Source organism: Kitasatospora sp. NPDC034035 (assembly GCF_055575755.1).
Map to the genome: position 1 here is coordinate 96,165 of NZ_JBVISA010000004.1, position 22,299 is coordinate 118,463.

The following is a 22,299-nucleotide window of genomic DNA, read 5'->3' on the forward strand; positions in this document are numbered from 1 at the left end:
TGTCGGGCCGGAGAACTAGGCTCCGCCTCATGGCGCTCACCTTCACCCTGGACCCGAAGCTCGACCCCGACCTGCGGACGGACATCGTCCGGCTCTGGACCGACGTCACCAACGCCGGCGGCGCGGTCGGCTTCGTGGCGCCGGTCACCGAGGACGAGGTGTGGGACACCGCCGACCGCCAGTTCGCCGAGGTCGGGCCGGACGGCCCGGACCGGCTGCTGGCCGCGCACGACGGCGACACCGGCCGGCTGGTGGGCGTGCTGTTCTTCCAGTCGATGCGCTTCGGCCCCATGGAGCACTGGCGGATGCTCAAGCGGGTCATGGTGCACCCCGACTGCCAGGGCCGCGGCTACGGCGCCGAGCTGCTCGCCGAGGCCGAGCGGATCGCCAGGCAGTGGGGCCTGCAGTCGCTGCGGCTCACCGCGCGCGGCGGCCTGGGGCTGGAGCGCTTCTACGCCCGCAGTGGCTACCGCGAGGTCGGCCGGGTGCCGGCCGCGATCCGGGTCGCCCCCGGGGACGACCGCGACGACATCACGATGTGGCTCGACCTGCGCCGACCCGCCACGGACGGGTGAGAACAGCCGGGGCGGGTGACCCGTGCCCTACGCCGGCCGTCAGGCATGCTTGACTGGAGGACCGCCCCCGCCCGGCCCGCCCCCGTGCAACGAGAAGGATGTGTCCCAGTGAGCAGCACCGGCCCGGAGAAGTCGCACGCCACGCTCCGCTACACCTCCATGCGGGTCAGCATCTTCCTCGGCTGCCTGCTGGTGGCCCTGCTGCTCGGTCACTTCCGGGTCATCCCGGTCAGCGGCGAGGCGGGCATGATCTTCCTGTTCCTGCTGGCCGCGGTCGCCTCCGCGCCGCTCAGCTACGCGCTGCTGAGCAGGCAGCGCGACGAGATGTCCGCGCAGATCAGCGGCAAGGTCTCCGGGATGCGCAGCCGTACCGCCGAGCGGATCGCCGCGCAGAACGCCGAGGAGGACGCCGCCGACGACGCCGCCCGCGCGGCGACCGCCGGGCAGAGCTGACCCCGGCCCCACTCTCGACCGCCGACCCCGCCGCAGCCGCCGTGCCCGCCACCCCAGACTCCGCGCCGCCCGGGCAGCCGCCTGGGCGGCGGTCCGATCAGCTGTCCGGTCAGCCGTCCGGTCAGGCACCTGATCAGGTGCCCGCCGAGAGTGCGCTCGGGACCTGGCCGGCCCCCGTCCGTCGGCCCACCGGGCGGGACGTGGCCCGGCTCGCCGGGGTCTCCCAGGCCACCGTGTCGCTGGTCTTCTCCGGTGCCGAGGCCGGCCGCCGGGTCTCCGAGGCCACCCGGCAGCGGGTCCGCGAGGCCGCCCGCAGCCTCGGCTACCGTCCGCAGGCGGCCGGCCGGCAGCTGCGGCTGGGCCGCAGCGGGATGATCCTGCTCGCGGTGCCGAACCTCCAGGGCCCGTTCTTCGGTCGGGTGCTGGAAGGCGTTCACCAGGAGGCCGGCCGCAACGGCCTGGCGGTCGTGGTCAGTTCGGGCTGGGGCAGCGCCACCCTCGCCGAGGCCGCCACCGCCGGCCGCTTCGACGGCCTGCTGATCTGCTCCCCGGACGACAGCCAGCTCGGCGAGCTGCCCGCCGACACCCCCGCCGTCTTCCTGGACGCCGACCCGGGCACCGACCGCGCCCGTCCGACCGTCGAGCTCGACGTGGCCGGTGGGATGCGCGCCGCCGTCGAGCACCTGGCCGCCCTCGGGCACCGCCGGATCGGCCGGCTGCGCTCCACCCACGCCGCGTACACCTTCCGGGTGCGGCAGGCCGCCTTCGAGCGGGCGGTACGGGAACTCGGGCTGGACGTCGTGGAGTTGGGCGTGAGCCTGAACGAGGGGCACCGGGCCGCGCGGACCGTGGCGGACCGGCTGCTGGCCCGGGCGGACCGGCCGCACGCGGTGATCTGCGACGACGACGTGGTCGCCTCCGGGGTCTACCAGGCCGCCGCCGAGCTGGGGTTGCGGGTGCCGGAGGACCTGTCCGTGGTCGGCATGGACAACGTCGCGGTGTCAGCGCTGCTCGCCCCGCCGCTGACCACCGTCGACCTGCCCGGCGAGGAGCTGGGCCGGGCGGGCGCGGCCGCGCTGGCGGGCCTGCTGCGCGGGGAGCGGGTGGAGCCGGTGGCGCCGCTGGCCACCTCGCTGGTGCTGCGGGCCTCGACCGCGTCGGCCTGGCCCGTCGCCACCTGACCCACCTGACCTACCTGACCCACCTGACGTACCCGACGCATCTGACGTACCTGACTTGACGTCACCAGTGCATCCATCTTGTCGGATCAGTCCGAACAGGCGGTTACTGGTCGGTCCCTCTCGCGTCGCAGGCTCGGGAGAAACGGCGGACGATGAGATTCCGCCATGCGGACGTCCCGACCACGAACCCCACGCCTGCCCAGAGCGGCCCGACTGGCCGCGGCCTTCGGCCTCTTCGCGGCCACCCTGCTCACCGGCACCCTCACCGCCCCGCCCGCCGAGGCCGCCGTCCCTTCACCAAAACGGTCGACAGGGCCAGGGTGGCGCCCGGCGATAACGTCACCTACACCCTGCGCTACACCTGCTCGGTGCCCGACTGCACCAACGGCCGGATCACCGACACGCTCCCCGCCGGGATGGAGTTCGTCGGCTGGACCCCGGACGCGACCACCGTCGACATCGCCGTGGGGGTGGGCTCGGCCCACCGGGGCGGGCCTCAGCCCACCGGGACGGGCTGGGCCAGACGGGGTGCGGCGGGCACCGGGTGGAACCAGCGCCGGGCACCGAGCAGCAGCAGCCCGCCGAGCGCGATCCCGCCCGCCGCGCACAGCGCGACCGGGCGCAGCGAGTCCTCGGCCAGGTTGCCGGAGACCGCGTAGCCGAGCGAGTTGCCGGTGGCGAACAGCGTCACCAGCCAGGCGAAGGCCTCGGTGACGGTGCCGGTCGGCGCGAGCTCGGCGACCAGGACGAACGCCGCCGCGAGCAGGGGCGCCAGCATGACCCCGGACAGGAAGGCCAGCGCGGCCATCGGGTACGGCCCGGGCAGGGCGACCAGCGGCAGGTAGGAGGCGGCCATCGCGAGCGCCATCACCCAGGTGCGGGTGGCGGTGGTCTGGCGCCACTTGACCGCGCCGTAGGCGAGCGCGCCGAGCAGTCCGCCGAGCGCGGCCAGCGCCAGCAGGGTGCCCGCGCCGCCCGGGAGCGCGCCGGTGTGGTGCTCGGCGTAGGCGATGAACAGCACGTTCTGTGCGCCGACCGCCCAGCCGGCCCCGGCCAGTCCGACCAGCAGCAGCACCAGGCCGGGGGAGCGCAGCGGTCCGAGCAGTCCGGCGGAGTGCTCGCGGACCGGGGCGCGCCAGGCCTTGGCCGGTGCGGCGGTGGCCACGATCAGCGCGCCGGCCAGGCCCAGCCCGGCGGCCACCCAGAGCGCGACCACCGGGCTGAACAGGCCGGCGATCCCGGCGACGGCCAGCGGCCCGGCGACGTAGAGGATCTGCTGGGAGGCGGAGTCGAAGGCGTAGGCGGTGTCGAGCTGCTCCTCCTCGACGACGTCCGGCCAGAGCGAGCGCAGGCAGGGCTCCAGCGGGGGCATGGCGAGGCCGGCGATCGCGGCGCCGACGGGAGCGGCGAGCGGGGAGCCGGGGGCGAGAGCGAGCAGGGCGTACCCGCCGCCGGCCACCGCGGCCGCGACGAGCAGGACGCGCGGCTGCCCGGTGCGGTCCACGATCCGTCCGAGCACCGGCCCGCCGACGGCCGCCGAGATCGCGTACGCGGCGGTGGCCAGCCCGATCCGCCCGTACGGCGCGCCGGCCTCGCGCAGGGCGAGGGCGATCACCAGGGCGGTCATGCCGGCGGGCAGGCGGCCGAGCAGGGTGCCGAGGAGCAGGCGGGTGACGTGGGGGGCGCGGAGCAGGGCGAGGTAGCCCATCGGCGTCTTCTCCGGTCTGGGCAGGCGAGGGCAGGGACGTCGTCAAAGTTATACGTATAACTGCTCGGCGGTCAATCGGGCCGCCACTCGGGGCTGATGGGGCGTCAGTCTCGTTCGTGCCCGGAGCGCGGGTTCGGCGTGGGGTGCGAGAGGGAGGGGGTTGGGCGCGATCTCAAACAAGTACTTTGAACATCTCAAACCTTTACTGCTAACGTATCGGCCATGTCAGCCTCAGACGCACTGCGGATGCACGGCCCGGGCCCGCTGCCCGGCGCCGCCCGCCCGTGCGCTCTGACCGGTGCTGTGGACAGCCCGCGCCGTTGTCGCGCCATGAGCTGTACTGCCCTGGGCTGTACGTCCCCGAGCTGTATCGCGGCGGCACGCCCCTGACCGGGGGCCCGGCCCCTTCCCGTCCGGCCCCGCGCCGTGCCGCCTGCTCCACCCCACACCTCATCGTCAGCAACGCCCTCCCCCGGAGACGCTCCCCCATGTCCACAGCGCCCGAGGCGACCTCGTCGCCGTCCGTGCTCGCCCGTATCCGCAAGACACCGTTCTGGGTGCAGATCGTCGCCGGCCTCGTGCTCGGCGTCGGCCTCGGCTACCTGGCCCGGGCCGCCGACATCTCCTGGCTGGCCACCACCCTGGAGACCATCGGCAAGATCTTCGTCCAGCTGCTCAAGCTGGCCGTCCCGCCGCTGGTGTTCACCGCGATCGTGGTGAGCGTCGCCAACCTGCGCAACGTCACCAACGCGGCCCGGCTGGCCACCCGCACGCTGCTCTGGTTCATGATCACCTCGCTGATCGCGGTCGGCATCGGCCTGGGTCTGGGCCTGCTGACCAACCCCGGCAAGGGCACCAACCTCAAGACCGAGGGCCTCAAGGCGCTCGACTCCAAGGGCACCTGGATCGACTTCCTGACCGGGATCTTCCCGACCAACATCGTCGACGCCTTCGCCAAGGTCAACGTGCTGCAGATCGTCTTCATGGCGGTCGTGGTCGGCGCGGCGATCATCAAGCTCGGCGCCAAGGCCGAGCCGGTCCTCAAGCTCAGCGAGTCCGTGCTCGAGCTGACCCAGACCGCACTGTGGTGGGTCATCCGGCTCTCCCCGCTCGGCACCCTCGGTCTGATCGGCAAGTCCGTCGCCAAGTACGGCTGGGACCTGCTCAAGCCCTTCGCCACGCTGACCCTCGACATCTACGTCGGCTGCGCGCTCGTCCTGTTCGTCGTCTACTCGCTGTTGCTGCGCTTCGCCGCCGGCCTCAACCCGCTGCACTTCTTCAAGGGCGCCTGGCCCGCGATCCAGCTGGCCTTCGTCTCGCGCTCCTCGGTCGGCACCCTGCCGGTGACCCGCCGCGTCACCGAGCGCCTCGGCGTCCCGAGCGAGTACGCGTCCTTCTCGGTGCCGTTCGGCGCCACCACCAAGATGGACGGCTGCGCCGCGATCTACCCGGCGATCGCCGCGATCTTCGTCGCCCAGGTCTACAACATCGAGCTCGGCATCAAGGACTACATCCTGATCGCGTTCGTCTCGGTGGTCGGCTCGGCCGCCACCGCGGGCCTCACCGGCGCGATCGTCATGCTGACGCTGACCCTGTCCACCCTGGGCCTGCCGCTGGAGGGCGTCGGCCTGCTGCTCGCCATCGACCCGATCCTGGACATGATGCGCACCGCGACCAACGTCGCAGGTCAAGTTCTGGTGCCGGTCGTGGTCGCCGCGCGGGAGAAGATCCTCGACGTCGCCGCGTACAACGACCCGCAGGGCGACCTGCTGGACGAGCCGGCCGGCGCCCCGGCGCAGGCCTCGGCCAAGGCTGCCGTCGCCGCCTGACGTTTCACGGCGCACACGGCGTACACGGCGTACCAACGGAAGGGCCCTTCCCCCGGTGGGGAGAGGGCCCTTCCGCGTGCCCTGCTGCCTTTCGGGCCCGGCCCCAAAGGCAGGGGGCCCACCGAAAGGCGGGCCCCCTTGGGTACTGCTCTTGTGTGCTCATGGTGACGGCTGCCAGCCGTCGATGGACCCGTCGGGGTCCCGAGCGATCAGATCATCAGAGGATGGTCAGACAGCGGTGACGTTCTCCGCCTGCGGGCCCTTCGGACCCTGGGTGACGTCGAAGGTGACCGTCTGGTTCTCCTCCAGCGAACGGAAGCCGTTCGCGTTGATGGCGGAGTAGTGAACGAAGACGTCCGGGCCGCCGCCCTCCTGGGCGATGAAGCCGAAGCCCTTCTCAGCGTTGAACCACTTGACGGTTCCCGTGGCCATGCCGTTCTCCTTGCGATGCGTGTCGGGGGCCACACCGTGTGACGCCCGGTCCGCTGCGCTGATCGCCCTGCCTCCGGACGAGTCCGAAGTTTTTCGATATTGCTGAAAAACTACAAAAAGCCTGCGGTTACATGCTCCGCAGGCTTCAAGTACTGCAAGGGGAATCAAACTGCAACTGAGGGCAACGCTAGCATGCGGCAGCTGTGACGACCAGAGGTCACTTACGGCGCCGAGGAGGCGTGTCGGAAGGGCTGGAGCGGGCGTGGAAAGGGGCGTTGGGGACGTGTGAGGGCGTGTCGGGTGGCCGGTGCGAGCCGTCGTGAACGGCGGGCATACGCTGCGGGAAGGCGTACGAACAGCAAGGGAGCGGCGCAGTGGCAGCACCGGACGCACAAACACCGGACGCGCGAACGCGGGAGCCCCAGAACACCCCGGGCGGGGACAACACCCCGGTCAGGCCTCGGGTCGGCCATATTCAGTTCCTGAACTGCGTCCCCCTCTACTGGGGACTCGCCAGGACCGGCAATCTGCTCGATCTGGACCTCACCAAGGACACCCCGGAGAAGCTCAGCGACCAGCTCGTCGCCGGCGCCCTGGACATCGGTCCGATCACCTGCGTCGAGTACCTGCGCAACGCCGACGACCTGCTGGTCCTGCCCGACATCGCCGTCGGCAGCGACGGCCCGGTGATGTCCTGCCTGATCGTGAGCAAGGTGCCGCTCGCCGACCTCGACGGCCGCCGGGTCGCCCTCGGCTCCACCAGCCGCACCTCGGTCCGGCTCGCCCGACTGCTCCTGGAGGAGCGCGAGGGCGTGCACCCGGACTACTTCAGCTGCCCGCCGGACCTCAGCGCGATGCTCGTCGAAGCCGACGCCGCCGTCCTGATCGGCGACCCGGCACTGCGCGCCTACCTCGGGCAGGCCGCCGACCTCGGGCTGACCGTCCACGACCTCGGCGAGATGTGGAAGGAGTGGACCGGCCTGCCGTTCGTCTTCGCGGTCTGGGCGGTGCGCCGCGAGTTCGCCCAGCGCTGCCCGGAGCTGACCGCGGCCGTGCACCGGGCCTTCCTGGAGTCCCGCGACCTGTCGCTGGTGGAGGCCGCCAAGGTCGCCGAGCAGGCCGCCCGTTGGGAGACCTTCGAGGCGGACGTACTGGAGCGGTACTTCAGCGAGGCGCTCGACTTCTCGCTCGGCGAGCGGCAGTTGGCCGGCGTCGCCGAGTTCGCCCGACGGGTCGCGCGCGACAGCGGCTTCGCGCCGGACGTGGCGGTGCGGCTGCTGGAGCCGGCCCGGCTGCCGGTGGGGTGAGGAGTCGGCCCCGCCGCCGAAGGGCTGAGGAGTCGGCGGGCTGAGCGGACGCTCCCGGGCGCGGGTGTGCGGTGTCCGAACCGTGACGAGAACGGGGTCCCCCCGGGGAACCCGGCCGGTACGGTTCGGCACGGGCAGTGAGCCCGCCGAGGGGAGCGTGCAGGATGCAGCCGCTGGAACCGGACGATCCGCGCGAGGTGGGCGACTACCGGTTACTGGGGCGGCTCGGGGCCGGCGGCATGGGCCGGGTCTACCTCGGGCGGACGGCGGGCGGACGCACCGTGGCCGTCAAGACGGTCCGCCGGGAGCTCGCCGTGGACGCCCGGTTCCGCGCCCGCTTCCGGCAGGAGGTGGACGCCGCCCGCAAGGTCGGTGGGGAGTGGACGGCGCCCGTACTGGACGCGGACACCGAGAGCGTCCAGCCCTGGGTGGCCACCGGCTACGTCGCCGGCCCCTCGCTGGGGGCCGCCGTCCGGGAGTTCGGGCCGCTGCCCGAGCCGACCGTACGAGCCCTCGGCGTCGGGCTGGCCGAGGCGCTGGCCCACGTGCACGGACTCGGTCTGGTGCACCGGGACGTCAAACCGTCCAACGTGCTGCTCACCCTCGACGGCCCCCGGCTGATCGACTTCGGCATCACCCGCGCACTGGACGGGACCAGCAGTCTCACCGGGACCGGCAACCCGATCGGCTCGCCCGGCTTCATGTCACCGGAGCAGGCGCGGGGAGAGAAGGTCGGGGCGGCCACCGACGTGTTCTCGCTCGGCGCGGTGCTCGCGTACGCGGCGAGCGGGACGCTCCCCTTCGGGCGGGAAGCGGTGCCGGCGGTGATGGTCTACCGGATGGTGTACGAGTACCCGGAACTGTCCGGGACGAGCGAATCGCTGCGCTGGATCCTGCTCGACTGCCTGGCCAAGGACCCGGATGCCCGCCCGACGCCCCGGCAGCTAGGTGCCTGGCTGGACGACGACAGGACGGTGGCCGCGCGGCTGGAACAGGGCGAGTGGCTGCCCGCCGGGCTCGCGGCGGCGGTGGGGCGCAGTGCGGTCCAGCTGCTGGACCTTGACGCGGAAGGGGGACCCGCGGGGTCCGCGGCGGCCGGGCCGGTGCCGCCGCGGCCGGCGGGGAGGCCTTCGGCGGGGAAGCCTTCGGCGGGGGCCGCCGCGGCGCCGCCGACTTCGCCGCCTCCGCCGCTGCGGCCCTCCGCGCCGCCGAAGCCTTCCCCGGCGCCTCCCAACGCGTCGTCGTTCGTGCCGCCGTCGCCCGGGGCGGCCGCGCCCCCGGGATTCGGGCCGCCGCCGAGGACGGTGCCGATGCGGGGCCCGCGCCGGGGCAGACGGCGTCGGTGGGTGGTGCCGGTGGTCGTGCTGGGCGTGCTGGGCGTGCTGGCCCTGGCCGTGGTCGGCACGGTGTTCCTGCGGTTCCTGGTGGCCGAGGCCGACCGGACGACCGCCTCCGGCGACCACACGGCGCCGCCGCTGGTCGCGCCGCTGGTCGCGCCGACGGTTCCCGGCGCCGTCGGGCGGAACCTCGTACCGGCGGCGTTCCTCGGCACCTGGCGCGGCGATGTCAGCGTGGTCGGCGGCGGCGTCATCGGCGTCATCACCGTCGCCGTCGGCCAGGGCGGGATCGGGGACGAGAGCACCACGACCCGGATCGACGGCCCCACCGGGACGGTGTGCGAAGGCGCCTGGACGCTTCGGCTGGTCTCGGCGACGAAAGTCGTGTACACCTCGCGGCTGGTGGCCACGTCGAGCGCCGGGGCGTGTCAGAACGTCGCCGTCCCCCGCATGCTCACCCTCCTGCCGGGCGGCACCCTCCGCTATGACATCACCGACGGCACCACCACGACACAGGCCGGCGTGTTGCGGAAAGCGGGCTGACGCGGGCGGCGGAATCCGCTGGCGTAGGCTGGTTCGGCCGTACCCGGACGCCCCGTTGTCCGTGTCGGCGGCGCAGGCAGCAGCACCACCCGAGCGCCACCCGCGTACCACCCGAGTAGAGAGAAGGCCGTCAGGTGACCGAGCTCGCAGCGACCACCCTCGATGCGTCCAGCACCGACCTGCAGGCCGTGCTCGACCGGGCCGCCGCCGGCGGCCGGATCACTCCGGAAGAGGCGCTGGAGCTCTACCGCTCGGCGCCGCTGCACGCGCTCGGCTCCGCCGCCGACGCGGTGCGCCGCCGCCGCTACGCCGGTACCGAGCACATCGCGACGTACATCATCGAGCGGAACATCAACTACACCAACGTCTGCGTGACGGCGTGCAAGTTCTGCGCCTTCTACGTGCCGCCGAAGAGCGACAAGGGCTGGTCCCGCGAGCTCGACGAGATCCTGCGCCGCTGCGCCGAGACCGTCGAGCTGGGCGGCACCCAGATCATGTTCCAGGGCGGCCACCACCCGGACTACGGCGTGGAGTACTACGAGCGCGCGTTCTCGGCGATCAAGGCCGACTTCCCGCAGCTGGTGATCCACTCGCTGGGCGCCTCCGAGGTCGAGCACATGTCCCGGATCTCCGGCGTCTCCATCGAGGAGGCGATCACCCGGATCCACAAGGCGGGCCTGGACTCCTTCGCCGGCGCCGGCGCCGAGCTGCTGCCGGAGCGTCCGCGCAAGGCGATCGCCCCGCTGAAGGAGTCCGGCGAGCGCTGGCTGGAGATCATGGAGGCCGCCCACGGACTCGGCGTGGAGTCCACCTCCACCATGCTGATGGGCACCGGCGAGACCAACGCCGAGCGGATCGAGCACCTGCGGATGATCCGCGACGTGCAGGACCGCACCGGCGGCTTCCGGGCCTTCATCCCCTACACCTACCAGCCGCAGAACAACCACCTGAAGGGCTCGACCCAGGCCACCGTCTTCGAGTACCTGCGGATGATCGCCATCGCCCGCCTGTTCCTCGACAACATCGCCCACATCCAGGGCTCCTGGCTCACCACCGGCAAGGAAGCGGGCCAGCTGTCCCTGCACTACGGCGCGGACGACCTCGGCTCGGTCATGCTGGAGGAGAACGTCGTCTCGGCAGCCGGTGCCAAGCACCGTTCCAACCTCACCGAGCTGATCCACCTGATCCGGGCCGCCGACCGCGTCCCGGCGCAGCGCTCGACCACGTACGAGCACCTGCGGGTGCTGGTCGACCCGGCCGACGACCCGGTCGACCCGCGGGTCGCCTCGCACATCGCCTCCACGGCGATCGAGGGCGGCACGGCGCACCCCGAGCTGAAGATCCTGAACAACAACTGAGGACGCTCCCCCCGCCGTGCTGACCCTGCACCGGGCCGCGTTCGTGCTGCCCGACCCGGCCGATCCCACCGCCCCGTCCATCGCGGACGGGGCGGTGGTGGTGCGCGGCGAGCACGTCGAGGCGGTCGGGCCGTACGAGGAGCTGCTGGCGGCCCACCCGGGCGCGCGGGTACGGGACTGGGGCTCGGCGCTGCTCGCGCCCGGGCTGCGCAACCCGTACGGGCACTGGCTGTTGGAGCGGGCCTACCACCCGGATCCGCGGGAGGAGATCGGCGTCGAGCCGGTGGCGGACGGGTTGGTCGGATCCACGGACGAGGTGCGGTGCGGGGCGAGCGCGCGGCGCGGGCTGCAGCGGATGCTCGGGTTCGGGGTGACGGCGGTGGCCGGGCCGTTCGAACGGGCGTCGGTGCGGACGGCGGTGGCGCGGTCGGGGCTGGCGGGGCTGCCGGGCTCCCCGGGTTCCTCGGGCTTCTCGGGTTCCTCGGGCTTCTCGGGTTCCCCGGGCTTCTCGGGTTCCTCGGGTGTTTCGAGCGATGCCGGTGCGGGGCCGTTGGATCCGCTGGCCGTGCTGCCGTTCGCGGAGGCCGTGTACGGGCGGGTGGCGGCCGGGGGCCGGGCGGACTTCGCGGTGTTCGCGGTCGCGGTCTCGGCCTCGGTCTCGGTCTCGGCAGGGGTCCCGACTGTGGTCGCGGCTGTGGTCCCGGCGGCGGGGGAGGGGCGTGCCGAGCCGGTGGCGGGCGGGTGCCTGGCCACGGTGCTGGGCGGGCGGTTGGTGTACCGGCGGCGCTGAGCCTGTCCGGCGGGGGCCTTAGGGGGGAGCTGCGGGCGTCGGCGGCGCCAGTGTGACGTACTCGTCAGTAGTCGGATTTCCTTGCGGCACAACGGACTTTCTTCGTGTGCACCCGAACTCCGGCGCCGGTGACGGGGAGTGATTGTCCCTTCGCCGTGACCTGAGGGCCCGCCAGCGGATACGATCCCGGACAGCTCACATCCGCACCCTCACCACATCACCGCCCGTGCCCGCGGGCGGCGGGGCCGCGTCCCCGGTCCCGAAGGCAAGCCAGGACAGGAACCATGCGAACCGCGACCGTTCCCCCGCCGCGCGTCCCGCGGTTGGGCCGTGGTTGGTACCTCGCCGCCCTGCTCAGCGCCGTGCTGGCCGTCAGCATGTGCCTGCTGGGTTGGCGTCAGGCCGACCAGGCCGACCGGATCGAGGCGCACCCGGTGAGAGTCGAGGGCGTCGTCACCCAGCTCCCGACCGGCGGCGGCACCTACAGCGCCGTCAGCTACCGGGTCGGCGGGCAGCCGCACACCGCGGCCGCGCTGCCGCTCGCGGACGGCATCAAGATCGGCGACCCGGTCTGCCTGGAGCACGCGGCCGACGACGCGGGCGCGGTGCGGATCTGCGGCGACACCTACCCGCAGCCGGTCGGCGTGGGCCTGGCCCGGTTCAGCGTGCCGGTCGCCGTGGTGCTCTTCGTGATCTGCGTGCTGCGCATCTGGCGCTACCGGAAGGCCGTCGCGATCCGCGCCGGGCAGGGGCGGCTGGCCGCCAACCTCGCCCTGGCGACGGAGGCGCTGGCGGACGGGATGCCCGCGATAACGCACGGCAAGCGCTCCCGCCGGAAGCGGCGCGCGGGCGGGCGGCGCGGGCAGCACTGAGGGAGCGGCTCGGCAGCCGGTGGGTGTGCCCCGTCGAACGCGGGGTGACCCTCGGCGGCCCGTCGGGGACCCGTTGGTGACCCGTTGGTGACCCGCTGGTGCGCCCCGTCGGAGGCCCGTCGGCACGCCCCGTTGGTCGGGGTGTCCGTGGAAGGGTGAACAATGGGGGCGTGACCCGAGCCTCTCTGGACAAGCAGCCGCACGAAGTCGCCGCCATGTTCGACGACGTCGCGGCCAAGTACGACCGCACCAACGACGTGCTCTCCCTCGGCCAGGCCCGCGCCTGGCGCCGGGCGGTGGCCGAGGCGGTGGCCGCCGGACCGGGGGACCTCGTGCTCGACCTCGGGGCCGGCACCGGTACCTCCTCGCTGCCCTTCGTCGAGGCCGGGGCCCAGGTCGTCCCGTGCGACTTCTCGGTCGGCATGCTCACCGAGGGCAAGGCCCGCCACCCCGAGCTGGCGCTCACCGCCGGGGACGCCACCCGGCTGCCGTTCGCCGACGGCACCTTCGACTCGGTGACGATCTCCTTCGCGCTGCGCAACGTCCAGGACACCGACGAGGCGCTGCGCGAGATGCTTCGGGTCACCAAGCCCGGCGGCAAGCTGGTGATCTGTGAGTTCTCCACGCCGACGTGGACGCCGTTCCGGACGGTCTACACCGAGTACCTGATGCGCGCGCTGCCGCCGGTCGCCACGGCCGTCAGCAGCAACCCGGAGGCGTACGTCTACCTCGCCGAGTCCATCCGGAGCTGGCCGGACCAGCCGGGCCTGGCCGCCAAGCTGCAGGAGAGCGGCTGGTCGAAGGTCGCCTGGCGGAACCTCACCGGCGGGATCGTCGCGCTGCACCGGGCGTACAAGACCGCGTAGTCGCCGGGGCCGGGCGGTCGGTCGGCCGGGACGGTGTCGCGGCCGCGCTCCCGGGGCGCGGGCGCTTCCGGCGGCGTGAGCGGAACTAGACTGCCGGAGACAAAAGCCGCCGTCCCCCGCCGCAGCTCCAGGAGTGTGTCCACGTGTCCGAGACCGCAGCCGATCTGACGAAGCCGGACGCCCCGGTGGAGAGCACGGCCGACGTCATCGTGGTCGGCGCGGGCCCGGCCGGATCCACCACCGCCTACTACCTGGCCCAGGCCGGGCTGGACGTGCTGCTGCTGGAGAAGACCGCCTTCCCCCGCGAGAAGGTCTGCGGCGACGGCCTGACCCCACGTGCCACCAAGCAGCTGGTGGACATGGGCATCGACGTCTCCACCGAGAACGGCTGGCTGCACAACAAGGGCCTGCGCATCATCGGCGGCGGCGTCCGCCTCGAGCTGGACTGGCCCGAGCTGTCCTCCTTCCCCGACTACGGCCTGGTCCGCAAGCGCGCCGACTTCGACGAGCTGCTGGCCCGTCAGGCCGAGAAGGCCGGCGCGCGGCTCTACGAGCGCTGCAACGTCAGCGGGCCGCTCCTGGACGAGCGCACCGGGCGGATCGTCGGCGTCACCGCCAAGCTCGGCGACGAGAAGCGGCCGGTCACCTTCCGCGCCCCGCTGGTGGTCGCCGCCGACGGCAACTCGACCAGGCTCTCGCTCGCCATGGGCCTGCACCGGCGCGAGGACCGCCCGATGGGCGTCGCCTACCGCACCTACTTCACCTCGCCGCGCCACGACGACGACTACCTGGAGTCCTGGCTGGAGCTGTGGGACACCCGCGAGGGGCAGCGCAAGCTGCTGCCCGGCTACGGCTGGGTCTTCGGCATGGGCGACGGCACCTCCAACGTCGGCCTCGGCATCCTCAACTCCTCGCCGGCCTTCGGCGAACTGGACTGGCGCGAGGTGCTCAAGGCCTGGTGCGCCGGCATGCCGGAGGAGTGGGGCTGCACCCCCGACAACATGACCGAGCCGATCCGCGGCGCCGCGCTGCCGATGGCCTTCAACCGGCAGCCGCACTACACCCGCGGCCTGTTGCTCGTCGGCGACGCGGGCGGCATGGTCAACCCGTTCAACGGCGAGGGCATCGCCTATGCGATGGAATCCGGCCAGATCGCCGCCGGGGTCATCGTGCAGGCCCTCGCCCGGGTCACCGACGGCGGCCGGGAGCGCGCCCTCCACGCCTACCCGCGCACCCTCAAGGACGTGTACGGCGGCTACTACACGCTGGGCCGCGCCTTCGTGAAGCTCATCGGCAACCCGAAGGTGATGCAGATCGCCGCCCAGCGCGGCCTCACCCACCCGATGCTGATGCGCTTCACCCTCAAGCTGCTCGCCAACCTGACCGACCCGCAGGGCGGCGACGCGATGGACCGCGTCATCAACGGGCTCGCCCGGGTCGCGCCGAACGCCTAGTCCGGCATGTGGCGCCGGCCGCTAGCCCGGCTCCGCCGCCGTCTCCGGGGGCCCGTCGACCGGGCGCCGGGAGGCGGCGGACCGCTGTTCGACGTAGGCCAGCCGGTCTGCGAAGACCCGGGCCGCGTCGGGGGTGAGCGTCCGCAGGGCGACGAGGGCGGTGAAGACGACGTCGCAGAGCTCGTGCTGGACGTCCTCCCAGCTGTGGGTCACCCCCTTGCGCGGGTTCTGGCCGGTGGCGCCGATCACGGCCGCGCCGACCTCGCCGACCTCCTCGGAGAGCTTGAGGATCCGCAGCAGGCGCTCCTCCTGGGGCGACTGCGTGCTCTGCCCGTCCAGCCATGCGACCAGGTGGTCGACGCTCTCCCAGATCCGGCTGTCCATGCGGCGCTGCTCCCCTGCGGTGTGGTTGGTGCTGCCACCGTACGGGAGCTGCGCGGTGCGGTGCGGCGGTCGGTCGGCGGGCAGGGAGGCGGGCGTCGGGCGGTCGGCGCGACGGTCGGGTCGGCGGGCAGAGGGGCAGTCGGCGGGCGGTCGGCGGCGGGCCGGGGTCGCCCCGGGTCGGCCCGGGCTGCCCGACCCGCCTTCGGTCAGCGGGTGCTGAGCTTCACGTGGCGGATGTTCACGGGGAGGTTGGGGAAGCCGTCGCCGGGGTTGTTCTGGTCGTCCTCGCCGCCGGCGGCGATCTTCTGCAGGACGTCCAGGCCCGCCGTGATCCGGCCGAACGGGGTGTAGGCAGGGGAGAGCTTGGTGTCCTTCCAGACGAAGAAGAACTGGCTGCCGTTGGTGTTCGGGCCGGCGTTGGCCATGGCGACGGTGCCGGCCGGGTAGGTGGCGCCGGTCAGGTTCTCGTCCGGGAAGGAGTAGCCGGGCCCGCCGCTGCCCGTCCCGGTCGGGTCGCCGCACTGCAGGACGTAGATCCGCTGGGTGGTGAGGCGGTGGCAGTGGCTGCGGTCGAAGTAGTCGTGCTCGGCGAGGAAGCGGAACGAGAAGGTGGTGCAGGGCGCCTTGTCGGTCAGCGCCTCGAAGGTGATCGCGCCCTGGCTGGTCCGCAGCGTCGCGCGGTAGGGCTGGGCCGCCTTCTTCGCGTCGAAGACCGGGATTCCCTTGAAATTGTCGGCCGGTACAGCTGGTGTGTAGGTGCAGCCGGCGGCGGGGGTGGTGGCCGCGGGGGCGGAGGTGCCCGCGACGGCGGTGCCGGTGCTCGCCACGAGCGGGAGGACGGTGGCGGCGGCGACCAGCGCCCAGTGCGTGCGCTTCACGTGACGGGCCTTCCGGGGGGTGGTGGACGGCTGGATTGTCATGGAGGAATCATCCACGGCCGGGTGGGGATGCGGTAGGGGGCGGGACGGCCGTGGTTCCCCGGGGCCCGGGGGTGTGATGGGCGGTCAGATGGGCCTGGGGGGGTGGGGATTCCGTCGGTGCTGTCGCGCTCGATGGCGGTCACGCTACGGGTATTGCCGGTATGGCGAGTGTTGCCTATGTTGCCGGTCTTGCCGGTGGGGCAAGGATGGTCGGTCTTGCCGGTGGGGCGAGGGTGGGCGGGGTGGCGGGGGTGGCCGAGCTGGCGGAGTCCTCCTCGGCGGAGGTGAAGAGCCCGGCGCGGGCGGCGAGGGCGGCGGCGTCGGCGGCCCGCTCGGCCGTGCGGGCGTCCAGTGGCTCGCCGGAGACGAACAGGCGGTAGTAGAGCGGGGCGGTAGCGGCGCGGACCACCTCGGCGCCGTCCGTTCCGGCAGGCAACTCGCCGCGGGTGACCGCCCGTTCGGCCACCCCGGCGGCCTGTCGGTGGCGGGCGGCGAAGAAGGCGCGCAGGGCGGCCGCGCCGGTGTCGGAGCGCTGGGCCGCGGAGATCAGTGCGGTGGGCGTGGGGCCCAGCTCCGGGTCGGTGAAGACGCTGAACACCTCCTGGGTGATCCGTCGGAGGTCCTGTCGGAGGTCGCCGGTGTCGGGCAGCGGCCAGGGCTGGTCGGCGGATGCGGTCAGGGCATCGGCGACCAGCCCGTCCACGCCGCCCCACCGTCGATAGAGGGTCGCCTTGTGGACGCCGGAGCGGGTGGCGACCGCCTCGACGGTGAGGCCGTCGTACCCCTTCTCCGTGACCTCGGCGAGCGTGGCGGTGACCACGTCCGCCCGGACCCGTGCGCTGCGGCCGCCCGGGCGGGGGGTGGGGGCATGGGGTGGCTGCTCGGGGTGGGTGGCTCCGGTCAAAGTCGACTCCAGTCGCATTAAGGCTTGCTGCGGGGGTGGTGGCGTGCCATGCTCATCGTAATGCGACTTCAGTCGCATTACGAGAGGAGCCTGAGTGACTGCGACCGCCATCCCCGATCCCACCGTGCTCCACCCGCTCACCGGCCACGATCGTGTCGTCCTGTTGCGACCGCTCGTCACCGACCCGCGGATCGAGGTCGGCGAGTACACCTACTTCGACGACCCCGACGGCGCCACCCGCTTCGAGGAGCGCAACGTCCTCTATGCGTACGGCCCCGAGCGCCTGGTGATCGGGAAGTACTGCGCGATCGCCACCGGGACCCGCTTCCTGATGGCCGGTGCCGCCCACCCGGCCATCGGCGTCTCCACCTTCCCCTTCACGATGTTCGGCGGCAGCTGGACCGAGCGGACCCTCGACATCGTCACGGACCTGCCCAGCCGGGGCGACATCGTGATCGGCAACGACGTCTGGTTCGGCTTCGGGGCCACCGTGCTGCCCGGAGTCCGGATCGGCGACGGCGCGATCGTCGCGGCTGGTGCGATGGTCACCGCCGACGTCGAGCCCTACACCATCGTCGGCGGCAACCCCGCCCGGCCGATCAGGCGGCGCTTCGAGGACGCCGACATCGAGCGCTTGCGCCGCGCGGCCTGGTGGGACTGGCCGGTCGAGCTCGTCACCGAGCACGTGCGCGTCATCATGTCCGGAACGCCGACCGACATCGAGGCGATCGCCGTGGCGAACGGACTGATCGACGGCTGACCATCCGGTGTCCGGAACGACATTGATCACCGGCCGTCCGGTGAGCGAGGATGGCGCCCCTCGTTTCCGCGCAGTGCCCCGTCCACCGCCGGGCCTTCCGCCCGGCTCCTGGGTCCGTCCGACGCCGTACGGTCCTCGCGCCCGTCGGTTCCGTTCGCTCGGAGGGATCCTCGTCATGCCTGCCTCCCAGTCCAAGGACTCGTCCCCCTCGGTCCTTCGTGATCTTCCGGTGCTGCTCGTGGCGGTGGTGTGGGGGTCGAGCTTCCTCGCCGTCCAGCGGGTGGCCGAGCCGGGGACCGTCGTGGCGATGCTCGTCCTGCGCTTCGGGCTGGTGCTGCCGCTGCTCGGGGTGGTCGCCTGGCGGGCTCTGCGGAGGCTGAGCCGTGCCGAGTGGCTCGGCGGCGCCGCACTGGGACTGGTGCTCAGCGGGATCTTCCTGCTGGAGACCTACGGAGCTGTGCACACCTCCGCGACCAACGCCGGGCTGATCATCAGCCTCGCGATGGTGCTCACCCCGCTCGGCGAGAGCGCCCTCGGCCGGACCGCACCACCGCGGGCCTTCCTGGGGGCCGCCGGGCTGGCCGTCCTCGGCGTCGCCCTGCTCACCGGCGACGGCGGGCTGCGCGCTCCCTCGCTCGGTGACCTGCTGGTGCTGGGTGCCGCCCTCGTCCGCTCCGCGTACGTCCTCGCCATGGCCCGCACCCGGGCCCTGCGCGACACCGACATGCTCGCCGTGACCTGGGTGCAACTCGCCACGGCCACCGGAGTGTTCGCCGTCGTCGCGCTGTCCGTGGGGCCGGCGCCGTGGACCGTGGCCCGCTCGTACGGGGCCGGCCAGTGGGCCTGGCTGCTGCACCTGTCCTTGTTCTGCACCCTGTTCGCCTTCTTCGTCCAGATGTGGGCCGTGCGGGCCACTTCGCCCTCCCGCGTCAGCCTGCTGCTCGGCACCGAACCGCTGTGGGCCGCCGTCTTCGGGATCACCCTGGCCGGGAACCGGATGGGCCCGCTCGCCCTGGTCGGCGGAGCCCTGGTGCTGGTCGCCACCGAGTGGGGCCGACGCACCGCTCCCGCGCCGCGCCCGGCCCGGGCAGAGGGCGGGGCAGGTGCCGGGGCGGATCCGGGGGCGGACGCAGGGGCCGGAGAGCAGAAGCGGGAGCCGGCCCCGGCGTGATCCGTGGTCGTGGTCACCGGCGCCGCCGCAGCGTCCGGCGGGCGTAGTCGAGGGTGACCGCGCCGAGCAGCGGGCCCCAGGCGACCAGGGGCAGGTAGGCGAGGGTCATCACCACGGCGGCGAAGCCGCGCGGCGAATCCGGCTCGGCCAGGTTGTGGGCCCAGCCGCCGAACAGCGCCTCCATGCCGAGGAAGGTGAGCAGCGCCGAGCCCAGCAGCGCCGGGACGATCGCGGCGAGCGGCCGGACCCGTCGACCGCCGATCAGTGGGATCCAGCCGGGTGTCACCAGGCCCCAGGGGCGGACCAGGCCGACGGTCAGGAAGGCCAGTGTCTCGGCCAGGGCGCTCAGCGCCACGCAGTAGACGGTGCCCCAACCCGGCTGGTGCGCGTCGAAGGCCGCGGCCGTGGCCCCGGTGAAGCCGACCGGGACACCGAAGCCGAAGGCGATCCGCCACACCCCCGAGGGGACGGTGCTCAAGGCGGCGGCCTTGGCGGCCAGCTGGGCCCAGCGCGGGGCGTCCGGGACGCCCGGGGCGGGCGGGGCGTCCTGGATGTCCGGGGCGGCCGGGTCGGTCTGGCGGGCGGTGCCCCGAGAGTTGATCACGAGCTTCGACATGGTGGACTCCCATCCTGTCCGGCCCCATCGGCCGGTGCGATGACTCAAGACTCGAGGTCCGACAGGGGTCCGCGGCAGTGCCGATCGGGCTGTTCTCCCTGCTCAACCGGCCTGTGAAATATGCCGATCGGCACAAGCGCACCGCCCGGACCGCGTCGTAATGTGACGGCAGTCGATGAGAGGTGGTGACGATGATTCAGATCCTGTCGCTGGTCGTCCCGGTCCTGCTGGTGCCGGCCTGGATGGTCCGCGAGCGCCACGGCACGGCCGCCGTGACGACCGTGCTCGGCGCGGTGTCGGCGACGGTCTCGGTCGTCGTCTGGGTCACCGGCCACTGGACGGAGGCGGCGCGTTGGACCGGGCTGGTCGGCCTGGTCGAACTGGCCGGGCTGCTGCTGGCGGTGGTCCTCAGCCTGCGCGCCGAGGACGGCCCGCGGTGCGCGGCGGCGGCCTGGACGGCGGGCGGAGCGGTAGCCCTCTGGCCGTCCCGGTTCGATGGGCCCGCCGACGCGCTCACGCTCTTCGGCTTCGGATCGACGCTGTCCCTGCCGGCCGTGCTGATCGGGCTCTACCTGCGCGGCCTGGACGACGGCCGGGCCCGCGCGGTGGCCGAGGCCAAGCGTGCCCAGCGGCTCGAACTGGCCCACGACCTGCACGACTTCGTCGCGCACGACGTCAGCGGCATGGTCGCCCAGGCCCAGGCGGGGGCGTATCTGGCGGCCATCGACCCGGCGCGGGCGGCCGAGATGTTCGAGCGGATAGAGCAGGCCGGGCAGCGGGCGCTGGCCTCGCTGGACCGGACGGTGCAACTGCTGCGCAGCGAGGAGGCGGCCGACCGCGGTCCGCAGCCCGGTCTCGCCGAACTCGCGCAGGTGGCCGATCAGTTCACCGCCTCGGGCGGCGCCGAGGTCCGGGTGGAGTTGCCGGAGGGGCCGGTGCCGCGTGAGGTGGAGGGCACCGTGCACCGGATCGTGGTCGAGTCCCTGACCAACGTCCGGCGGCACGCTCCGGCCGCCCGAGTGGTCGAGGTCCGGGCCCGTCAGAGCGACGGACGGCTGGAGTTGACCGTGACGGACGATGGCGGGCCGCCGGCCCCGGGCGGGCGGCCGCGTGGCGGCGGCGGGAGCGGGCTCCCGGGGCTGGCGGCCCGGGTGGAAGCCCTCGGCGGCTCGCTGGAGGCCGGTCCGTACGAGCGGAAGGGCTGGCGGGTGACGGCGGTGTTGCCGCTGGACGCGGCTGTCGGCGGGCCGGAACGATCGCAGAGGCCGACGCGGGTCGGCATGGGGGAGGTGCGGGGATGAGCAGTGGCACGGGGCCGGTTCGGATCCTGATCGCGGACGACCAGGCGGACGTCCGTAGCGCGTTCCGGATGATCCTGGACGTCCAGCCGGACATGACGGTGGTGGCCGAGGCGGCGGACGGTGCCGCGGCGGTGGAGGAGGCGAGGAGGCTGCGGCCGGACGTGGTGCTCGCGGACATCCGGATGCCGAAGCTGGACGGTCTGGAGGTCACCCGGCAGTTGGCCGGCCAGTGCAAGGTGATCGTGGTGACCACCTTCGACCTGGACGAGTACGTGCACACGGCGCTGCGGCACGGTGCGGCGGGATTCCTGCTGAAGCGCTCGGGGCCGGTGTTGCTGATCGAGGCGATCAGGGCGGCGATGGCCGGGGACGCGTTGATCAGCCCGCAGGTCACCGTGCGGCTCCTGCGGCACATGGCACTTCCGGGCGCGGAGCCGAAGCCCGGGCCGGTGGCCGGTGCGCGGACGGCGGGGCCGCTGGCGGCCGGCCCGGTGGAGGAACTGACCGCGCGGGAAAGGGAGATCGCCGAGCAGGTGGCGGACGGGGCGACCAACGCGGAGATCGGTGCGGGGCTGTTCATCTCACCGGGGACGGTGAAGAACCACCTCGCCAGCGTCCAGCGCAAGCTCGGTGCCCGTAACCGGGTGGGCATCGCGGCCTGGGTGTGGGAGCAGACGGCCGGCAAGAGGTAGCCGACGGACGCCGACTGCGCGCGCTTGTGAACGAAGGGTCAAGCGGGCGTTCGGACCCCCGCCACCCCTGCGAGTGAGCCGCTATAACACGTCAACATGGCGCCCTGAAATTTGCCCGCGTCGGCGCATAGTTGATATAGGAATACGCCCCTGACCAGCCCCTTCACAAGTAAATGCGACTGGTTGTGATCATTTGACTCCTTTGCGTTGACAAATCTGGGCATGTTCACATTCGCCACCATTCACATGGTGTCGTAGATCACAAAGATCGCGGTGAACTGCGTGTCGCAGATCACAAGCGGACGGGCATAGGATGCGCTCGTTCCAGGCTTTGTGAACTGCCTCACATGAGGTGGATCCCGGGAACCGGAAGGCGGGTTCACCGCAGCGTGACCCGCCGGTTCCGATCTGCAGTCAAGGACGACTGGACGGAGGGAGCGGGGGCTATGAATGCCTACGCGCCGATCCTCGTACTCGGTGCCATCGCGGCGGCGTTCGCGGTCGGCTCCGTCGTGATGGCCTCACTCACCGGCCCCAAGCGCTACAACCGGGCCAAGTTGGAGGCGTACGAGTGCGGCATCGAGCCGACCCCGCAGCCCGTGGGCGGTGGTCGGTTCCCGATCAAGTACTACCTGACGGCGATGCTCTTCATCGTCTTCGACATCGAGATCGTCTTCCTCTACCCCTGGGCCGTGACCTTCGACGCCCTGGGGATCTTCGGGTTGGTCGAGATGCTGCTCTTCATCGCCACCGTCTTCGTCGCGTACGCCTACGTCTGGCGCCGCGGCGGTCTGGAGTGGGACTGAGCGCGGGGTGGCCGCCGCCCTTGTGAACGAGCGGACAAGC

The 22,299-nt window shown here is 72.7% G+C and carries 22 protein-coding genes and 1 pseudogene; 17 read left to right on the forward strand and 6 right to left on the reverse strand.

Features of this window, described 5'->3' with window-relative positions:
- The first annotated feature begins 29 nt into the window (after window positions 1-29).
- The 4 genes and pseudogenes from ACZ52J_RS07225 to ACZ52J_RS07240 form a co-directional block, all read left to right on the forward strand.
- The gene (locus ACZ52J_RS07225) at window positions 30-575 is read left to right on the forward strand and encodes a GNAT family N-acetyltransferase (RefSeq protein ID WP_465616520.1); all 546 of its coding nucleotides are present in this window, start codon (window positions 30-32) and stop codon (window positions 573-575) included.
- 108 nt (window positions 576-683) lie between these two features.
- Window positions 684-1,028: a DUF4229 domain-containing protein gene (locus tag ACZ52J_RS07230; protein ID WP_360494559.1), complete on the forward strand. Its 345-nt coding sequence runs from the start codon at window positions 684-686 to the stop codon at window positions 1,026-1,028.
- A 137-nt stretch (window positions 1,029-1,165) separates the two neighbouring features.
- Window positions 1,166-2,209: a LacI family DNA-binding transcriptional regulator gene (locus ACZ52J_RS07235; RefSeq protein ID WP_360494556.1), complete on the forward strand. Its 1,044-nt coding sequence runs from the start codon at window positions 1,166-1,168 to the stop codon at window positions 2,207-2,209.
- Window positions 2,210-2,361: 152 nt separating this feature from the next.
- Window positions 2,362-2,670 (forward strand): annotated as a pseudogene (locus ACZ52J_RS07240) (hypothetical protein); the annotation flags it as partial.
- 35 nt (window positions 2,671-2,705) lie between these two features.
- On the opposite strand, the gene ACZ52J_RS07245 reads toward ACZ52J_RS07240, so the two are convergent.
- Complete coding sequence (locus tag ACZ52J_RS07245) at window positions 2,706-3,917, reverse strand: MFS transporter (RefSeq protein ID WP_465616522.1); 1,212 nt, start codon at window positions 3,915-3,917, stop codon at window positions 2,706-2,708.
- 488 nt (window positions 3,918-4,405) lie between these two features.
- On the opposite strand from ACZ52J_RS07245, the gene ACZ52J_RS07250 reads away from it, so the two are divergent.
- Window positions 4,406-5,746, forward strand: coding sequence for a dicarboxylate/amino acid:cation symporter (locus ACZ52J_RS07250; RefSeq protein WP_465616524.1), 1,341 nt, complete (start codon window positions 4,406-4,408; stop codon window positions 5,744-5,746).
- Between the two features lie 228 nt (window positions 5,747-5,974).
- Here ACZ52J_RS07250 and ACZ52J_RS07255 read toward each other — a convergent pair whose 3' ends face one another.
- Window positions 5,975-6,178: a cold-shock protein gene (locus ACZ52J_RS07255; RefSeq protein ID WP_097236595.1), complete on the reverse strand. Its 204-nt coding sequence runs from the start codon at window positions 6,176-6,178 to the stop codon at window positions 5,975-5,977.
- Between the two features lie 374 nt (window positions 6,179-6,552).
- On the opposite strand from ACZ52J_RS07255, the gene ACZ52J_RS07260 reads away from it, so the two are divergent.
- The 7 genes from ACZ52J_RS07260 to ACZ52J_RS07290 all read left to right on the forward strand — a co-directional run bounded on the left by ACZ52J_RS07260 (window position 6,553) and on the right by ACZ52J_RS07290 (window position 14,705).
- Window positions 6,553-7,485, forward strand: a complete 933-nt coding sequence (locus tag ACZ52J_RS07260) for a menaquinone biosynthetic enzyme MqnA/MqnD family protein (protein WP_465616526.1) — start codon at window positions 6,553-6,555, stop codon at window positions 7,483-7,485.
- 164 nt (window positions 7,486-7,649) lie between these two features.
- Window positions 7,650-9,365, forward strand: coding sequence for a serine/threonine-protein kinase (locus ACZ52J_RS07265; RefSeq protein ID WP_465616528.1), 1,716 nt, complete (start codon window positions 7,650-7,652; stop codon window positions 9,363-9,365).
- A 134-nt stretch (window positions 9,366-9,499) separates the two neighbouring features.
- Window positions 9,500-10,723, forward strand: a complete 1,224-nt coding sequence (gene mqnC / locus ACZ52J_RS07270) for a cyclic dehypoxanthinyl futalosine synthase (protein ID WP_360494543.1) — start codon at window positions 9,500-9,502, stop codon at window positions 10,721-10,723.
- 16 nt (window positions 10,724-10,739) lie between these two features.
- Window positions 10,740-11,513 (forward strand): amidohydrolase family protein, encoded by a 774-nt coding sequence (locus ACZ52J_RS07275; RefSeq protein WP_465616530.1) that lies wholly within the window; start codon window positions 10,740-10,742, stop codon window positions 11,511-11,513.
- Between the two features lie 284 nt (window positions 11,514-11,797).
- Window positions 11,798-12,385 carry a hypothetical protein gene (locus ACZ52J_RS07280; protein ID WP_360494537.1) on the forward strand — a complete coding sequence of 196 codons (588 nt, stop codon included), beginning with the start codon at window positions 11,798-11,800 and terminating at the stop codon, window positions 12,383-12,385.
- A gap of 170 nt (window positions 12,386-12,555) precedes the next feature.
- Window positions 12,556-13,251, forward strand: a complete 696-nt coding sequence (locus tag ACZ52J_RS07285; protein WP_360494534.1) for a demethylmenaquinone methyltransferase — start codon at window positions 12,556-12,558, stop codon at window positions 13,249-13,251.
- Between the two features lie 143 nt (window positions 13,252-13,394).
- Window positions 13,395-14,705: a geranylgeranyl reductase family protein gene (locus ACZ52J_RS07290; RefSeq protein ID WP_465616533.1), complete on the forward strand. Its 1,311-nt coding sequence runs from the start codon at window positions 13,395-13,397 to the stop codon at window positions 14,703-14,705.
- Between the two features lie 21 nt (window positions 14,706-14,726).
- On the opposite strand, the gene ACZ52J_RS07295 is transcribed toward ACZ52J_RS07290, so the two are convergent.
- The 3 genes from ACZ52J_RS07295 to ACZ52J_RS07305 all read right to left on the reverse strand — a co-directional run bounded on the left by ACZ52J_RS07295 (window position 14,727) and on the right by ACZ52J_RS07305 (window position 16,913).
- Window positions 14,727-15,089, reverse strand: coding sequence for a MazG-like family protein (locus tag ACZ52J_RS07295; protein ID WP_360494528.1), 363 nt, complete (start codon window positions 15,087-15,089; stop codon window positions 14,727-14,729).
- Window positions 15,090-15,295: 206 nt separating this feature from the next.
- On the reverse strand, window positions 15,296-16,009 hold the full coding sequence (locus tag ACZ52J_RS07300; RefSeq protein WP_465616535.1) for a peptidylprolyl isomerase: 714 nt from the start codon (window positions 16,007-16,009) through the stop codon (window positions 15,296-15,298).
- A 175-nt stretch (window positions 16,010-16,184) separates the two neighbouring features.
- Window positions 16,185-16,913: a TetR/AcrR family transcriptional regulator gene (locus ACZ52J_RS07305; RefSeq protein ID WP_465616537.1), complete on the reverse strand. Its 729-nt coding sequence runs from the start codon at window positions 16,911-16,913 to the stop codon at window positions 16,185-16,187.
- Between the two features lie 94 nt (window positions 16,914-17,007).
- Between ACZ52J_RS07305 and ACZ52J_RS07310 the strand changes: the two genes are divergently transcribed.
- Window positions 17,008-17,673: a CatB-related O-acetyltransferase gene (locus ACZ52J_RS07310; RefSeq protein WP_465616539.1), complete on the forward strand. Its 666-nt coding sequence runs from the start codon at window positions 17,008-17,010 to the stop codon at window positions 17,671-17,673.
- A gap of 175 nt (window positions 17,674-17,848) precedes the next feature.
- A complete protein-coding gene (locus ACZ52J_RS07315) occupies window positions 17,849-18,844 on the forward strand; it encodes a DMT family transporter (RefSeq protein WP_465616541.1) in 996 nt (331 codons plus the stop codon).
- 13 nt (window positions 18,845-18,857) lie between these two features.
- On the opposite strand, the gene ACZ52J_RS07320 is transcribed toward ACZ52J_RS07315, so the two are convergent.
- A complete protein-coding gene (locus ACZ52J_RS07320) occupies window positions 18,858-19,460 on the reverse strand; it encodes a hypothetical protein (protein ID WP_465616543.1) in 603 nt (200 codons plus the stop codon).
- A 191-nt stretch (window positions 19,461-19,651) separates the two neighbouring features.
- On the opposite strand from ACZ52J_RS07320, the gene ACZ52J_RS07325 reads away from it, so the two are divergent.
- The 3 genes from ACZ52J_RS07325 (at window position 19,652) to ACZ52J_RS07335 (ending at window position 22,259) form a co-directional block, all read left to right on the forward strand.
- Entirely contained in the window at window positions 19,652-20,761 is a 1,110-nt protein-coding gene (locus tag ACZ52J_RS07325; protein WP_465616545.1) for a sensor histidine kinase, read from the forward strand.
- Window positions 20,758-21,453, forward strand: a complete 696-nt coding sequence (locus ACZ52J_RS07330; RefSeq protein WP_465616547.1) for a response regulator — start codon at window positions 20,758-20,760, stop codon at window positions 21,451-21,453. Before ACZ52J_RS07325 ends, ACZ52J_RS07330 begins: the two co-directional genes overlap by 4 nt.
- Before the next feature lie 446 nt (window positions 21,454-21,899).
- A complete protein-coding gene (locus ACZ52J_RS07335; protein WP_030060100.1) occupies window positions 21,900-22,259 on the forward strand; it encodes an NADH-quinone oxidoreductase subunit A in 360 nt (119 codons plus the stop codon).
- Window positions 22,260-22,299: the final 40 nt, after the last annotated feature.

Coding starts and splice junctions, on each gene's coding strand:
- ACZ52J_RS07225 (WP_465616520.1), top strand. CDS start 30: ATGGCGCTCACCTTCACCCTGGACCCGAAGCTCGACCCCGACCTGCGG.
- ACZ52J_RS07245 (WP_465616522.1), bottom strand. CDS start 3,917: ATGGGCTACCTCGCCCTGCTCCGCGCCCCCCACGTCACCCGCCTGCTC.
- ACZ52J_RS07250 (WP_465616524.1), top strand. CDS start 4,406: ATGTCCACAGCGCCCGAGGCGACCTCGTCGCCGTCCGTGCTCGCCCGT.
- ACZ52J_RS07255 (WP_097236595.1), bottom strand. CDS start 6,178: ATGGCCACGGGAACCGTCAAGTGGTTCAACGCTGAGAAGGGCTTCGGC.
- ACZ52J_RS07265 (WP_465616528.1), top strand. CDS start 7,650: ATGCAGCCGCTGGAACCGGACGATCCGCGCGAGGTGGGCGACTACCGG.
- ACZ52J_RS07280 (WP_360494537.1), top strand. CDS start 11,798: ATGCGAACCGCGACCGTTCCCCCGCCGCGCGTCCCGCGGTTGGGCCGT.
- ACZ52J_RS07295 (WP_360494528.1), bottom strand. CDS start 15,089: ATGGACAGCCGGATCTGGGAGAGCGTCGACCACCTGGTCGCATGGCTG.
- ACZ52J_RS07300 (WP_465616535.1), bottom strand. CDS start 16,009: ATGACAATCCAGCCGTCCACCACCCCCCGGAAGGCCCGTCACGTGAAG.
- ACZ52J_RS07315 (WP_465616541.1), top strand. CDS start 17,849: ATGCCTGCCTCCCAGTCCAAGGACTCGTCCCCCTCGGTCCTTCGTGAT.
- ACZ52J_RS07320 (WP_465616543.1), bottom strand. CDS start 19,460: ATGTCGAAGCTCGTGATCAACTCTCGGGGCACCGCCCGCCAGACCGAC.
- ACZ52J_RS07325 (WP_465616545.1), top strand. CDS start 19,652: ATGATTCAGATCCTGTCGCTGGTCGTCCCGGTCCTGCTGGTGCCGGCC.
- ACZ52J_RS07330 (WP_465616547.1), top strand. CDS start 20,758: ATGAGCAGTGGCACGGGGCCGGTTCGGATCCTGATCGCGGACGACCAG.
- ACZ52J_RS07335 (WP_030060100.1), top strand. CDS start 21,900: ATGAATGCCTACGCGCCGATCCTCGTACTCGGTGCCATCGCGGCGGCG.